Source organism: Streptomyces sp. BRA346, assembly GCF_052851135.1.
Window position 1 is genome coordinate 145,152 of sequence record NZ_JAIWIH010000012.1, and the last position, 13,480, is coordinate 158,631.

General features: G+C 73.6%; 11 protein-coding genes. 7 read left to right on the plus strand and 4 right to left on the minus strand.

All coding sequences use genetic code 11. The features are described 5' to 3' along the window. Positions 1 to 95 precede the first annotated feature (95 nt). Both LCH29_RS17035 and LCH29_RS17040 read right to left on the minus strand, forming a co-directional pair. Positions 96 to 737 (minus strand): TetR/AcrR family transcriptional regulator, encoded by a 642-nt coding sequence (locus LCH29_RS17035; RefSeq protein ID WP_123106289.1) that lies wholly within the window; start codon positions 735 to 737, stop codon positions 96 to 98. 135 nt (positions 738 to 872) lie between these two features. Beyond that, positions 873 to 1,112 (minus strand): hypothetical protein, encoded by a 240-nt coding sequence (locus LCH29_RS17040; RefSeq protein ID WP_446462578.1) that lies wholly within the window; start codon positions 1,110 to 1,112, stop codon positions 873 to 875. Between the two features lie 131 nt (positions 1,113 to 1,243). Between LCH29_RS17040 and LCH29_RS17045 the strand changes: the two genes are divergently transcribed. The 7 genes from LCH29_RS17045 to moeZ all read left to right on the plus strand — a co-directional run bounded on the left by LCH29_RS17045 (position 1,244) and on the right by moeZ (position 10,149). Next, positions 1,244 to 2,326: an alpha/beta fold hydrolase gene (locus LCH29_RS17045; protein WP_446462579.1), complete on the plus strand. Its 1,083-nt coding sequence runs from the start codon at positions 1,244 to 1,246 to the stop codon at positions 2,324 to 2,326. After that, the gene (locus tag LCH29_RS17050; protein WP_446462580.1) at positions 2,319 to 3,779 is read left to right on the plus strand and encodes a DUF3152 domain-containing protein; all 1,461 of its coding nucleotides are present in this window, start codon (positions 2,319 to 2,321) and stop codon (positions 3,777 to 3,779) included. The genes LCH29_RS17045 and LCH29_RS17050 overlap by 8 nt, the downstream gene beginning before the upstream one ends. Positions 3,780 to 3,994: 215 nt before the next feature. Then, positions 3,995 to 5,758, plus strand: a complete 1,764-nt coding sequence (locus LCH29_RS17055; RefSeq protein ID WP_446462581.1) for a DUF3492 domain-containing protein — start codon at positions 3,995 to 3,997, stop codon at positions 5,756 to 5,758. Next, on the plus strand, positions 5,755 to 7,101 hold the full coding sequence (locus LCH29_RS17060; RefSeq protein ID WP_446462582.1) for a hypothetical protein: 1,347 nt from the start codon (positions 5,755 to 5,757) through the stop codon (positions 7,099 to 7,101). The genes LCH29_RS17055 and LCH29_RS17060 overlap by 4 nt, the downstream gene beginning before the upstream one ends. Further along, the gene (locus LCH29_RS17065; RefSeq protein WP_446462583.1) at positions 7,098 to 8,123 is read left to right on the plus strand and encodes an NAD-dependent epimerase/dehydratase family protein; all 1,026 of its coding nucleotides are present in this window, start codon (positions 7,098 to 7,100) and stop codon (positions 8,121 to 8,123) included. Before LCH29_RS17060 ends, LCH29_RS17065 begins: the two co-directional genes overlap by 4 nt. Beyond that, positions 8,120 to 8,881 (plus strand): spherulation-specific family 4 protein, encoded by a 762-nt coding sequence (locus LCH29_RS17070; protein ID WP_446462740.1) that lies wholly within the window; start codon positions 8,120 to 8,122, stop codon positions 8,879 to 8,881. Before LCH29_RS17065 ends, LCH29_RS17070 begins: the two co-directional genes overlap by 4 nt. A gap of 89 nt (positions 8,882 to 8,970) precedes the next feature. Then, the gene (gene moeZ / locus LCH29_RS17075) at positions 8,971 to 10,149 is read left to right on the plus strand and encodes an adenylyltransferase/sulfurtransferase MoeZ (RefSeq protein WP_123102658.1); all 1,179 of its coding nucleotides are present in this window, start codon (positions 8,971 to 8,973) and stop codon (positions 10,147 to 10,149) included. A 49-nt stretch (positions 10,150 to 10,198) separates the two neighbouring features. Here the strand turns inward: moeZ and LCH29_RS17080 are convergent, their stop codons facing one another. Beyond that, positions 10,199 to 11,824, minus strand: a complete 1,626-nt coding sequence (locus tag LCH29_RS17080) for an alpha/beta hydrolase (protein WP_446462584.1) — start codon at positions 11,822 to 11,824, stop codon at positions 10,199 to 10,201. 89 nt (positions 11,825 to 11,913) lie between these two features. After that, complete coding sequence (locus LCH29_RS17085) at positions 11,914 to 13,455, minus strand: alpha/beta hydrolase (protein WP_446462585.1); 1,542 nt, start codon at positions 13,453 to 13,455, stop codon at positions 11,914 to 11,916. Between the last annotated feature and the right edge of the window lie 25 nt (positions 13,456 to 13,480).

Here is a 13,480-nt window from a genome sequence, read left to right on the forward strand (position 1 = left end):
CATTTGGTGCGCGGCCGTCCGCGCTGTACGCAGCACACATTAGCCCGGGAATCGGGCCCGCTGGGCGGTGCGGGACAAGCCCGCAGCGAACACGGTCAGTGTCCGCTCTCCGCTCCGTGCAGCGGGAAGCCCGCGATACCGCGCCAGGCGAGCGAGGTGAGCAACTGCACAGCGGTGTCCCGGGGGACGGCGCTGCCGCTGGAGAGCCAGTAGCGCGCGACGACCTGCGAGACGCCGCCGAGCCCGACGGCCAGCAGCATGGACTCGTCCTTGGAGAGCCCGGTGTCCTCGGCGATGACTTCGCTGATCGCCTCGGCGCACTGGAGCGAGACCCGGTCCACGCGCTCGCGCACGGCGGGCTCGTTGGTGAGGTCGGACTCGAAGACGAGCCGGAAGGCGCCGCCCTCCTCCTCGACGTACGCGAAGTACGCGTCCATCGTGGCGGCGACCCGCTGCTTGTTCTCGGTCGTCGAGGCGAGCGCGGTGCGCACCGCCTGGAGCAGCGCCTCGCAGTGCTGGTCGAGCAGGGCGAGATACAGCTCCAGCTTGCCCGGGAAGTGCTGGTAGAGCACGGGCTTGCTGACTCCCGCGCGCTCGGCGATGTCGTCCATCGCAGCCGCGTGATAGCCCTGTGCGACAAAGACCTCCTGGGCTGCCCCCAGGAGCTGATTGCGTCGGGCTCGGCGCGGCAGGCGCGTACCCCGCGGGCGCGCCTCGGTCTGCTCGATGGCTGTCACGCCGCCTCCCATTGAATGTTCCGAGCACGGTGTCCACCGCGCCCGCCATCGTACTTTTGGGTAACAGGGCCGCGCGCGGTCCGTGCGGAGAATTTCACGGACTGGACTCTATGAAAGGCCCACCAAGGGTGCTGGTCATCGGTAGTCCTCCTCGTTCTCCTCGACGACCCTGGCCTGCTCCGCGCGGTCGGCCTCATTGGCCTCCAGCGGTTCGTCGGCGGTCCGGCGGTCGTCGCGGTGGGGGACGAGGTCGTGGTGCTGTTCGGCGGCGTCCGCCTCGGGGGCTTCTACGCCGTAGGGGGCGGAGCTGTCGTTGTTCTCGAGGTTCTCGAGGTCGTTCGCGAAGGTCTCGGGGTCGCTCGGATCGACGGACATGTACTCCCCTTCCCAGAGGCAGATGATCGCCCCTGTGTATAACGAGCCTAGGAGAGGTCACTTTCGGACGCTACGTGGTCTGTGAGGGTGAACACACGGTCAGCCATGTGATCGTCTCGTAACATTGCGGCATGTCTTCGACCGAGCCGCCGGAAGCCCGCATCGTTGCCGCGGTGCCCCCCGCGCGGCCCGTGCGGGTCGGAGCGGGTGAAAAGCTGCGTACCACCAGCCTGCCCGGTCTCACACTGAACGTGCGTACCCGCCCGCCGGCGGTTTCAGGGCTGCCGCCCGCGGTTTTTCTCCACGGTCTGGGCGGCTGTTCCCAGAACTGGTCGGTGCTGATGGAACAGCTCGCGGACCGGCTCGATATCGAAGCCCCCGACCTGCCCGGATTCGGCGATTCCCCGCCGCCCGACGACGGCGACTACTCCATAGCCGGTCACGCCCGGGCCGTCATCCGCCACCTCGACGCGAGCGGCCGCGCCCCCGTGCATCTGGCCGGAAATTCCATGGGCGGCACGATCGCCATCCGCGTCGCGGCCGTGCGGCCGGACCTGGTGCGCAGTCTCACCCTCGTCTCGCCCGCGCTGCCCGAGCGGCGCCCGCAGCGCACCGCGGTGCCCACCGGGCTGCTCGCGATCCCCGGGGCGACCCGCCTCTTCAGTCGCGCGACCCGCGACTGGGACGCGGAGCGGCGCACCCGGGAGCTGCTGGCGCTCACCTACGGCGACCCCCGGCAGGTCAGCCAGGAGGACTTCGCGCTGGCGGTCGAGGAGTACGAGCGGCGGCTCGCCCTGCCGTACTTCTGGGACGCGCTCGCCCGTTCGGCGCGCGGCCTCATCGACACCTACGCGCTCGGCGGCCAGCACGCGATGTGGCGGCAGGCCGAGCGGGTCCTCGCGCCCACGCTGCTCGTCTACGGGATGCGCGACCAGCTGGTGTCCTTCCGGATGGCCCGGCGGGCGAGCGCAACCTTCCGCGACTCGCGTCTGTTGACGCTGTTGGACGCCGGACACGTGGCGATGATGGAGTACCCCGGAGCGGTGGCGCGGAGCATGCGCGAACTGCTCGACGACGTCGACGGTCGACCGGTCGGCGTACGAGACGGGCAAGAAGCACAAGAAGCACAAGAAGTACGAGACGGACGGGACAGCCGGAAGATACGGGGCGTACCGGTGCCCGGAACAGACGGGAGCGGTGCGGCGCGTGGGTAAGCACAGCGCACGGAGCAGCCAGGAGGACCGGGACCCCGGGTCCGCCGAGGCGGATTCCGGCCCCGGTGCGGGACGGCGGCGGCGCTCCGCCGCGCCCGGCGCCCAGGACCCGGCCGTGACGCCGCCGCAGGGCATGCCGCGGACGGCCCTCGGAGCGGCCTCGCCCCCGGCGCGCTCCAGGGGCGGCCATCCAGGACACCCGGGCCACCCCGGGCCGCCCGGACACCCCGGCCCCGCCGGGCACCCCGGACGCCGTGAACAGGGCGGCGGCTGGAGCGCCTTCGGCACCGCCACCATGAACGCGCCGCAGCGCCCCGGCGGGTCCGCCGGAGGACCCGCCGCCGGTGGCGCACCGGGCAGCGGCGCACCGGGCGGTGGTGCGGGCGGGCTGATGCCCGGACCGCGCAAGGAGTACCTGGAGGCGTTCGAGGCCCCTGACGCCCCCGATGCCGGGGACGCCGACGGCGAGGACGTCTTCGCCGCCGGTGCGCCCGGAGCGGTGCCGCCGCCGCGCCGTACCCGCCCCGGCGCGGGCGCCGATGACGGCCATGAGAACGCCTCGGATGGCCTCGATGACGCCGCGGCGGCCGACGGGGACGACGGGACCGAGCCGCCGGGGAAGAACGCGCGCGGGGTTGCCAGGGGCGGCAAGGGGCGCACGTTCACCGGTGTCGCCGCCGCGGCCGTGACCACCGTGCTGGCCGTCGTCGTGGCCGGGCAGGTGGCGAACGGCCCGCAGAGCGACGGCAAGGCGCAGTCCAAGGGCGGTCCCGAGCGCGGCGACGGGGGCGCCGCGTCGTCCCGTACGGACGGCGGGGCCACCCCGTCCGCCTCCGCGTCCCCCGAACTCGCCACGTACGGCCAGAAGATGGCCGCCCCGTATCCGCTCGACCCGAAGCTCAAGGGCTCGGGCGCCTTCACGACCGTCCCCGGGCAGGACAAGGCGCCCGGCAAGGGCCAGGTCATGCGCTACCGGGTGGACGTCGAGAAGGGGCTGCCGCTCGACGGCGCGCTGTTCGCCGAGGCGGTGCACAAGACGCTCAACGACGACCGCAGTTGGGGCCACGGCGGCACCCGCACCTTCGAGCGGGTCTCGTCCGGACGCCCCGACTTCGTCATCACCCTGGCGAGCCCCGGCACCACCGCGGTGTGGTGCGGGAAGTCCGGCCTGGACACCACCGAGGACAACGTCTCGTGCGACTCGGCGTCCACCGAGCGCGTCATGATCAACGCCTATCGGTGGGCGCAGGGCGCCCGTACGTTCGGTGACGACAGGATGAACGAGTACCGCCAGATGCTCATCAACCACGAGGTCGGGCACCGGCTCGGGCACAACCACGAGACGTGCACCGAGCAGGGCGCGCTCGCCCCGGTGATGATGCAGCAGACCAAGTTCCTCGCGACGGACGGCGTCACGTGCCGCCCCAACGCCTGGCCGTTCCCCAAGGGCTGACGGCCGTTCCCCAGGGGGCGACCGGCCGCTGACGGCCCCTATAGCGCCCGACAACGCCTGAAGACCAGGAAGGTCACGGGTGTTCACCCCTTCCGGTGGCGCGACGGACAACCGTCCGTCGCGCCATGGCCGTGCGCGCATAACGTGCTCCCGCTGCCCGACGTGCCGAACCGCGGCATGACGGCTTGCCCACATGGGAGATCGGGGGTGCGCTCATGCGCGTGGGACTGCTTACGGAGGGTGGGTACCCGTATGCGACCGGTGAGGGGCGGGTGTGGTGCGACCGGCTGGTGCGCGGGCTGGACCAGCACGACTTCGAGGTCTACGCGCTGAGCCGCGACGCCCGCCAGGAGGCCGCGGGCCGGGCGGAGCTGCCCGCGCAGGTGCGCCGGGTGCGCACCGCGCCGCTGTGGGGCGAGCCGACCGGGCGGCGGCGGTCGTACGGGCGGCGGCAGCGGCGGCGGTTCGCCGAGCACTTCGGGGAGCTGGCGGTGGCGATCAGCGTCCCGGGCGGGCCCGACAGCGCCCAGGCGGACCGTTTCGCCAGTGGTCTCCACGGCCTCGCCGACCTCGCCCGCGACACCGGCGGACTGCCCGCCGCGCTCCGCTCCGAGGACGCCGTCCGCACCCTGGAGCGCGCCTGCCACACCCCCGGCGCGCCGCGCGCTGCCCACCGGGCGCGGGTCACCGATCTGCTGGCCGTGACCGAGGCGCTGGAGCGGGCGCTGCGCCCCCTTTCGCTCGACTGGTACGGCGGCGGTGGCCGCGACCCCGGGCTGTCCGGCGTGGACCTGTGCCACGCCACCTCCGGCGGCGCGGCCGCGCTCCCCGGGCTGCTGGCCAAGCGCCGGTTCGGTACGCCGCTGCTGGTCACCGAGTACGGCGTACGGCTGCGCGAGCACTACCTGCGGAGCACCGCCGGGCGCGACGGCCGCTCCGGGCCGGTCCGCGCCCTGCTGGCCGCCTTCCAGGGGAGGCTGGCCGCCGAGGCGTACGCCCAGGCCGCGCTGATCACCCCCGGCAATACCCACGCCCGCCGCTGGCAGGAGCGGTGCGGCGCCTCCCCGGAGCGGCTGCGCACCGTCTACCCGGGCATGGACGCCGCCCGCTTCGCCGAGGTCGGCGAGGGCGGCGCGGCGGCCGCGGCCGCGGACGACCGGACGCTGGTGTGGGTGGGGCGGCTCGAACCCGCCAAGGACGTCGTCGCGCTGCTGCACGCCTTCGCCGAGGTGCGCCGCCGGCAGCCGGACGCGCGGCTGCGCGTCATCGAGACCCGGCCCGGCGACGGCCCGTCCGGCCACGGCCCGTCGGGTCACGCCCCGTCCGGCCATGACACCCCCGGCGACGGCTACCCGGCCCACTGCCGTGCCCTGGCCGACCACCTCTTCCCCGACGAGGCCGCGAACGCCCATACGCCCGGGGACAACCCGGTCTCCTTCGAGCACGTCGGCGACCCCGAGGTGCCCACCCTGGCGGACGCGTACGCGGCAGGCGCCGTCGTCGTGCTCTCCAGCGTGGTCGAGGGCTTTCCAGTGGGGCTGGTCGAGGCGATGTTCTGCGGCCGTGCCACGGTCTCGACGGACGCGGGCGCCGTCTGCGAGGCCATCGGCGGCACCGGCCTGGTCGTGCCGCCGCGCAACCCCAGGGCGCTCGCCGACGCGTGCCTCGCGCTGTTGCGCGACCCCGAGCGCCGCGCCCGCCTGGGCGCCGCCGCGCGCGCCCGGGCGCTGGAACTCTTCACCGCCGAGCAGAACGTGGTCGCCTTCCGGGGCATCTACCTGGAGCTGATGTCGCACTGCCCGGTGCGCCGCGAGGAGGTCGGCGCGGGCGGTGCGCCGCTGCCGTTCGCCCGCCCGGCGGAGGCCCACATCCCGGGCCGCTGGACCGCGGGCCGGCGGCTCGCGCACACCCCCCGCTGGGCGGAGGACCGGCCGCCGCCGCGGCAGCCCCTGGCCGCCCTGTCCGAGGAGGGCGCATGACCGGGCCCGACCACCGGCCGGGGGCGTCCGGGGCACGACGCGAACAGCCCAGCGCCCCGGCGTCGGCCCATGAGCGGGGCGCCAAGGCGCGGCGCGGCTCGGTGGATCCGGTGCGGGCGCTGATGCACCGCCACCGCGAGCTGTGCGCCCGGGCCGTCGATCCGCTGGAGATCGCGGCCGGTCTGGAGGCCCACGGGGTGACCGACCGCACCGCCGCCCGCTTCCGGCACCGCGATGTCTTCTCGCTCGCCGAGGAGCTGTACGCCCGGGTCCCGCGCGACGGCGACGCCGGGGACGGCGCGCCCCGCCAGGCGACCGCCCCGGCCCGTCCCCGGGCCGTGCGGGCGGCGCTCGGGCTGCTCCGGCTGCTGCCCGGCGCGCTGGCCGCGGCGACCGTGATCGGCACGTACCGGACCGGAGCCGTCGCCGTGGCCGCGGCCGGTGCCGCGCTGACGGCGGGCGCGCTGTGGCCGTGCCTGCGCCGCGGCCCGCTCGGCACCGGCGGACGGCGCGGCCGGACGCCTCGGCGCGCGGGCCGGTTCGCGGGCCTGCTCGCGGCCCTCTTCGCGGCCCTGCCCGGAGCGCTGTGCACCGGCTGGCTGCTCGCCTACGCCGCCTGCGGCGACTGGCTGCTGGCCGGGCTCACCGGCCGTACGGACGGCGCGCCCGGACCGTTCGCCCCCGGGCCGTACGACCCGGCGGTGGCGTGCGAGGCCGCCGTCGTCCTCGGCCTCGCCGTCGCGCCCGCCGCGTGGTGCGCCCGCTGGTTCGCCGTACGGGCGCGCCGCAGGCTGGCCGCCAGCAGTGGGCTGGACGAGTTCGCGGCGGGCGTCCGTCCGCTGTGCGCGGCCGTCGCCCTGGCCTTCCTGCTCGCCCTGCCGCCGCTGGTGCTCACGGCCCGGCTCACGGTGCCCGGCGCCGCCGCGGACCCCACCACCGAGGCCGGCGTCGCCGCGCTGGCCGGGCTGCTGTTCCTCGCCCGGCTGCTCACCGTCCACGGCTTCCGCGCCGCCGCGGCCACCGGCACCGCCGTGGCCTGCGCCGCCGAGGCGGCCGTGCCGGCCGCCGCCGCGGCCGCCCGGCTGCCGGGCTGCGCGGCGCTCGGCGAGCCGGTGCGGCGGCTGGCCGCCGCCCACGGCACGGCCGCCGTGCCCGCCGTGGCCTGCGGGGCCGCCGCGCTCGCGCTGCTGGTGTACGCGTGCGCCGCGCTGTCCCGCGCCTCGGCCCACACCGCCCCCACCACGCCCCCCACACCGTCACCCCCTCCCATCCCTACGAGGAGCACCTCCATGAGCGTCGAGACGACCGCCCCACACGCCATCCCCGGGGAGGCACGACGATGAGAGTCCTGCTGCTCGGCTCCGGCGGCTACCTGGGCCGCTACGTCGCCGAACACCTGCTGGCCGACCCCGCCGTCCAGCTCACCGCGCTCGGCCGCGGCGACGACGCCGACGTGCGGTTCGACCTGTCCAACGGCAGCCCCGGCGCGCTCACCCGCTTCCTGAACGCGGTCCACCCCGGCGTGGTGATCAACTGCGCGGGCGCGACCCGCGGCGGGGCCCGCGAGCTGACCCGGCACAACACCGTGGCCGTCGCGACCGTCTGCGAGTCGCTGCGCCGCAGCGGCTGCGGCGCCCGGCTCGTCCAGATCGGCTGCTCCTCCGAGTACGGGCCCTCCCAGCCGGGTTCGTCCACTGCCGAGGACGCCGTGCCGCGCCCCGGCGGCCCGTACGGGGTGAGCAAGCTGGCCGCGACCGAGCTGGTGCTCGGCTCCGGTCTGGACGCGGTGGTGCTGCGGGTCTTCTCGCCGGTCGGGCCCGGCACCCCGGCCGGTTCCCCGCTCGGCCGGCTCGCCGAGGCGATGCGGCGCGCGATGCAGTCCGGGGACAGCGAGCTGAAGCTGAGCGGCCTCGGGGTGCAGCGGGACTTCGTGGACGTACGGGACGTGGCGCGGGCGGTGCACGCGGCCTCGCTGTCGGCCGCGCAGGGCGTCGTCAACATCGGCACCGGGCGCGCCGTCCGGCTGCGCGAGGCGGCCTCCGTGCTGGCCCGGGTGGCGGGCTTCGGCGGCACCCTGCACGAGGTCGACGCCCCGCCCGGGCGCAATCCGCTGCACCCGGCCGCCCACATCCCGGCCCCGGCGCATGCCCCCGGTCACGCTCCGGCCCCCGCCCCGCACGCCCCCGGTCACGCCCCCGGACCGGGGGAGCACGGCGGCGCCACCGCCTACCCGTACCCGGACGGCTGCGGCAGCTGGCAGCAGGCCGATGTGCGCACCGCGCGCGACCGGCTCGGCTGGCGCGCCCGGATTCCGCTGGAGGAGTCCCTCGCAGACATCTGGATGGAGGCCGCGTGTCGCATCTGATCTCCCCGGGGCCCCGGCCCGGCCCGGCGCCGCCGCCCGCCGCGGGGCTCGGCCTGGGGGTGCCGGGCTGGGCGCACCCGCTGGTCGCGCCCGTCGAATGGGGTGAGCTGACCCGCCGCGGCACCCCGGTGCACTGGGCGGTCCTGGACGTCGCGCGCGGCCCCGGCTCGTGCCCGGACCCGTACTGCGCCACCGCGGTGGCCCGGCTGCGGGCCGCGGGCGTCCGGGTGCTGGGGCGGCTGGACGTGAGGTTCGGCACCCGCCCGTTCGGCGAGCTGGTCTCGGACGCGGGCCGCTACCTGGACTGGTACCGGCCCGACGGCTTCTATCTGGACCGCTGCCCGTCGGAGCGCCCGGGCCTGGCGGAGGTCAGCCGGATCGTCACCACGCTGCGCACGCTGCGCGGCGGGGCGTTCACGGTGCTGGGCCAGGACACCCATCCGTACCAGGAGTACGCGGAGATCGCCGACCAGCTGGTGACCTTCCGCGGCCGGTGGGCCGACTACCGTTGGTCCCAGGTCGCGGAGTGGACGGCGGGCTATCCGCCCGAACGGTTCTGCCATCTGGTGCACGGGGTGCCCCGGCCGCATCTGGACGAGGCGCTGCGCATCGCCCGCTGGCAGGGGGCGGGCACGGTCTTCTTCACGGACCGTACGACCCGCCCGGGCCGGCGCTCCGACTCCGCCGCCCTCTGGGAGACGCTGCCCGGACACTGGGACGACCTCGTCTCGCGCATCGGACCGTGTGTCATGGAATGAGATGGGGCGTGGCAGTGTTACGAGGAGACGAGAAGACAATCCCCGCTCACGCGGGGCTGACCACCGCTCCTACCCACTACGGAGTCCTTGTGTCGCTGCCACCCCTGGTCGAGCCGGCTGCCGAGCTCACCGTCGACGAGGTCCGCAGGTACTCGCGCCATCTGATCATCCCGGATGTCGGTATGGAGGGCCAGAAGCGGCTGAAGAACGCCAAGGTGCTCTGTGTGGGCGCGGGCGGTCTCGGTTCGCCCGCCCTGATGTACCTGGCCGCCGCCGGTGTGGGCACGCTCGGCATCATCGAATTCGACGAGGTCGACGAGTCCAACCTCCAGCGCCAGATCATCCACAGCCAGGCGGACATCGGTCGCCCGAAGGCGCAGTCCGCGCGCGACACCGTCCTCGGCATCAACCCGTACACGAACGTCGTGCTGCACGAGGGCCGCCTCGAAGCCGACAACGTGATGGAGATCTTCTCCCAGTACGACCTGATCGTCGACGGTACGGACAACTTCGCCACCCGCTACCTCGTCAACGACGCGTGCGTGCTGCTGAACAAGCCGTACGTCTGGGGTTCGATCTACCGCTTCGACGGCCAGGCGTCGGTGTTCTGGTCCGAGCACGGCCCCTGCTACCGCTGCCTGTACCCGGAGCCCCCGCCGCCCGGCATGGTCCCCTCCTGCGCCGAGGGCGGCGTCCTGGGCGTGCTGTGCGCATCCATCGGCTCCATCCAGGTCACCGAGGCCATCAAGGTGCTCACCGGGGCCGGTGACCCGATGGTCGGCCGCCTGATGATCTACGACGCCCTGGAGATGACCTACCGGCAGGTCAAGGTCCGCAAGGACCCGGACTGCGCGGTCTGTGGCCCGAACGCCACGGTCAAGGAACTCATCGACTACGAGGCCTTCTGCGGTGTCGTCTCGGACGAGGCCCAGGAGGCGGCGGCCGGTGCGACGATCACTCCCAAGCAGCTCAAGGAGTGGATCGACGACGGCGAGGCCATCGACATCATCGACGTCCGCGAGCCGAACGAGTACGAGATCGTCTCGATCCCGGGCGCCCGGCTGATCCCGAAGAACGAGTTCTTGATGGGCACCGCCCTCCAGGACATGCCGCAGGACAAGAAGATCGTCTTGCATTGCAAGACGGGTGTCCGATCCGCGGAAGTCCTGGCCGTGCTGAAGTCCGCGGGCTTCTCCGACGCCGTCCACGTGGGCGGCGGCGTGATCGGCTGGGTCAACCAGATCGAGCCCGACAAGCCGGTCTACTGACCGCTGTGTGCGCGAGGGGCCCGGACCGGCGGTCCGGGCCCCTCGTCGTTCACCCGCAGGTTTTGCCGCTCGCGGGCACCTTCCCGTCGAGCAGATAGCCGTTCACGGTCTTCGTCATGCAGGCGTTGCCGCTGTTGTATGCGCCATGGCCCTGCCCCCGGTACGTGACCTCGACGCCCACGCCCCGGCCCAGTTCGCGGGCCATGGTCCGGGCCCCCTCGTAGGGGGTGGCCGGGTCGCCGGTGTTCCCGACGACGAGGATCGGCGCGGAGCCCTCGGCGCTCACGTCCGGGGTGTCGGCCTTACCGGCGACCGGCCAGCCGGTGCAGGCGAGCAGCGACCAGGCCAGATAGTCGCCGAAGACCTTCGAGGTCTTCCGGAACCGCGGCAACCGCTCCTTGACCTCGCTCACCGTATAGCGCTTCTTCTCGTCGGCGCAGTTGACCGCCGTATTGGCCGCGTTGACATTGCTGTAGCGGCCCTTGTCATCGCGTCCGGACATCGAATCCGCCATCGCGAGCAGCAGATTGCCCTTGTCGAGCATCAGCACTTCCTGAAGGCCCAGCGTCAGGTATTTCCAGCTGTCCTTGGAGTAGAGCGCGGCGGCGATACCGCCGAGCGCCCCGCCTTGTGTGAGCTTGCGGCCGCTGTCGGTGTCCAGCGGCTTCTTGTCGAGTTTCTTCAGCAGCGTGACAATTTTCTCGGCGCCCGCTTTCGGATCGTTGCCGACCGGGCAGCCGAGTCCCTTCTTGGCGCAGTCCCGGAGGTAGTTGTCCAGCGCGAGCTGGAACCCCCTGGCCTGGGCGAGGGAGCCCTGTTCGGTGTCCGCGGACGGGTCGACCACGGCGTCGAGGACCGCGCGGGCCACATGCCGCGGGTACAGATGGGCGTAGACGCCGCCGAGTTCGGTGCCGTAGGAGATGCCGAAATACGAGAGTTTCCGGTCGCCCAGCACCTGCCGCATGAGGTCCATGTCGCGGGCGGCGCTCACGGTGTCGACGTGGGGCAGCATCTTTCCGGACCGCTTTTCGCATCCGGCGATGTATTTCTTCGCGTCCGCCGTCGCCGCCTTGATTTCGGCGGCGTCGTCCGGAGTGCCGTCCACCGCCTCCGCGGCGTCGATCTCCTTGTCGCTCCGGCAGGTCACGCCCTCGCTTTCGCCGACCCCGCGCGGATCGAAGCTGACCAGGTCATAGCGGGAGCGCAGTTTCTCGTAATCCCCGCTGAATCCGGGCAGGGAGGAGACCCCGGAACCGCCGGGGCCGCCGAAGTTGAACACCAGGGAGCCGATCCGTTTGTCCCGGTCGGTGGCCTTGGCGCGGATCATCGCGAGGTCGATGGTCGCGCCGTTCGGCTTGGCCCAGTCCAGCGGCACCGCGAGGTCGGCGCACTCCCAGTCGCCGCCCGGCGCCTTGCCGGTGCCCTGGAGCGCGGTCGGCGCCTCGCACCCCTTCCAGCGCGGCTTCTGGCCCGTGAGCGAGCCCGGCAGGCCGGGGGAGCCCGGAGGCGCGGCCGGGGCGGTGGACGAGCGGCCGGAGGACGGGGTGGCCGACGCCTTGCCCTGGTCCTTTCCGCCGCCGCTACAGCCGGCGACGGCGATGAGGGTGACCGCGGCGGTCGCGGAGACCAGCGCCTTGGTCGCCCTGGTCCGTATCGTGCGGAGGGAACTCGACATGGTCGGTGATCCTATGAGGATGGTATGAGCGGGAGTGTGCGCGCTTGTTCTCCATACGGTCACAGCCGCGACGGTCGGGCCCCGGGAATCTAGGTGCAGACCTTGCCGTTTTCCGGCACCCGGCCGTCCAGCAGATACGCGTTCACGGCTTTGCGCACACAGCTGCTGCCGCTGTCGTACGCCCCGTGGCCCTCGCCCTTGTAGGTGAGCTGGACGCCGACCCCGGGCCCCAGTTCTTCGGCCATCTTGCGCGCCCCGGCGTACGGCGTGGCCGGGTCGCCGGTGTTGCCGACGATCAGGATGGGGGCGGCGCCGCGGGCGCTCACGTCGGGTGTGGTCCAGGCGCCGCGGACGGGCCAGTCGGTGCACTGGGTGAGGCTCCAGGCCATGAAGTCGCCGAACACCGGGGACGCCTTGCGGAAGGTGGGCAGCTTCTCCCGGATGTCGGCCAGGGTGTAGCGCTGTTTGAAGTCGGCGCAGGTGACGGCGTTGAGCGAGGACTGGAGGGTGCTGTAGTCGCCGTTCTCGTCGCGCCCGTTCATGGCGTCGCCGAGGGCCAGCAGGATCCCGCCGTCGCCCTGCCGGGCCGCGGCGACCCCCTGGGTGAGGTACGGCCAGAAGTCCCGTGAGTACAGGGCCTGCGCGATGCCCCCGTCGGCCAGCGACTGGGTCAGCTTCCGGTTGCCGCTGCCCGCGACCGGATGGCGGTCGAGGCGCTTCAGCAGGGCCTGGATCTGGGCCTGGGTCGGACAGCCGGCCGCGGCGGTGCCGCGGCACTCCTTCAGGTAGTCGCCCAGCGCCAGCTGGAACCCCTTCGCCTGGCCGAGGGCGCCCTGTTCGGGGTTCTGGGTGGGGTCCACGACCCCGTCGAAGAGCGCCCGGCCCACCTTCTTCGGGTACAGATGGGCGTAGACGCCGCCCAGTTCGGTGCCGTAGGAGACGCCGAAGTAGTACAGCTTGCGGTCGCCGAGGACGCGGCGCATCAGCTCCATGTCGCGGGCGGCGTTGGTGGTGCCGACGTACGGGAGCACTGCGCCGGACCGCTTCTCGCACCCGGCGGCGTAGCCCTTGACCCGGCGCACCAGGGACGTGACCTCGGCGGAGTCGTCCGGGGTGGCGTCGGCCGCGTAGTAGGCGTCGAGCTGCCGGTCGCCGAGGCAGTGCACCCCCTTGCTGCGGCCGACCCCGCGCGGATCGAAGCTGACCAGGTCGTAGCGGGTGCGCAGCTGTTGGTAGGTGCCCGCGAGGGCGGGGAGCGTGGCGACGCCGGAGCCGCCGGGGCCGCCGAAGTTGAAGATCAGCGAGCCGATCCTCTTCTTGGGGTCGGTGGCCTTGGCGCGGATCATCGCGATGCCGACGGTGGCGCCGCTCGGCTTCGTGTAGTCGAGCGGAACGTGCAGGGTCGCGCACTCCCACTCCCGGCCCGGGGCCTTGGTGGTCGCCCCGTCCTCGCTGTCGGAGGGGGCGGGGCAGGTGCTCCAGCGGAGCTTCTGGCCCGCGGTGGTGTCCGGCCGTCCGGGGTCGCCGCCGCATCCGGCGGTGGCGGCGAGCAGCAGGGCGGCGGCGGACAGCGCACCGGTGCGCAGGGGTCGGGACACGGCGGCTCTCCCGGGGTGGCGGCGTACCGCCATCCTGCGGGCCCCGGCGGGGTCGCGC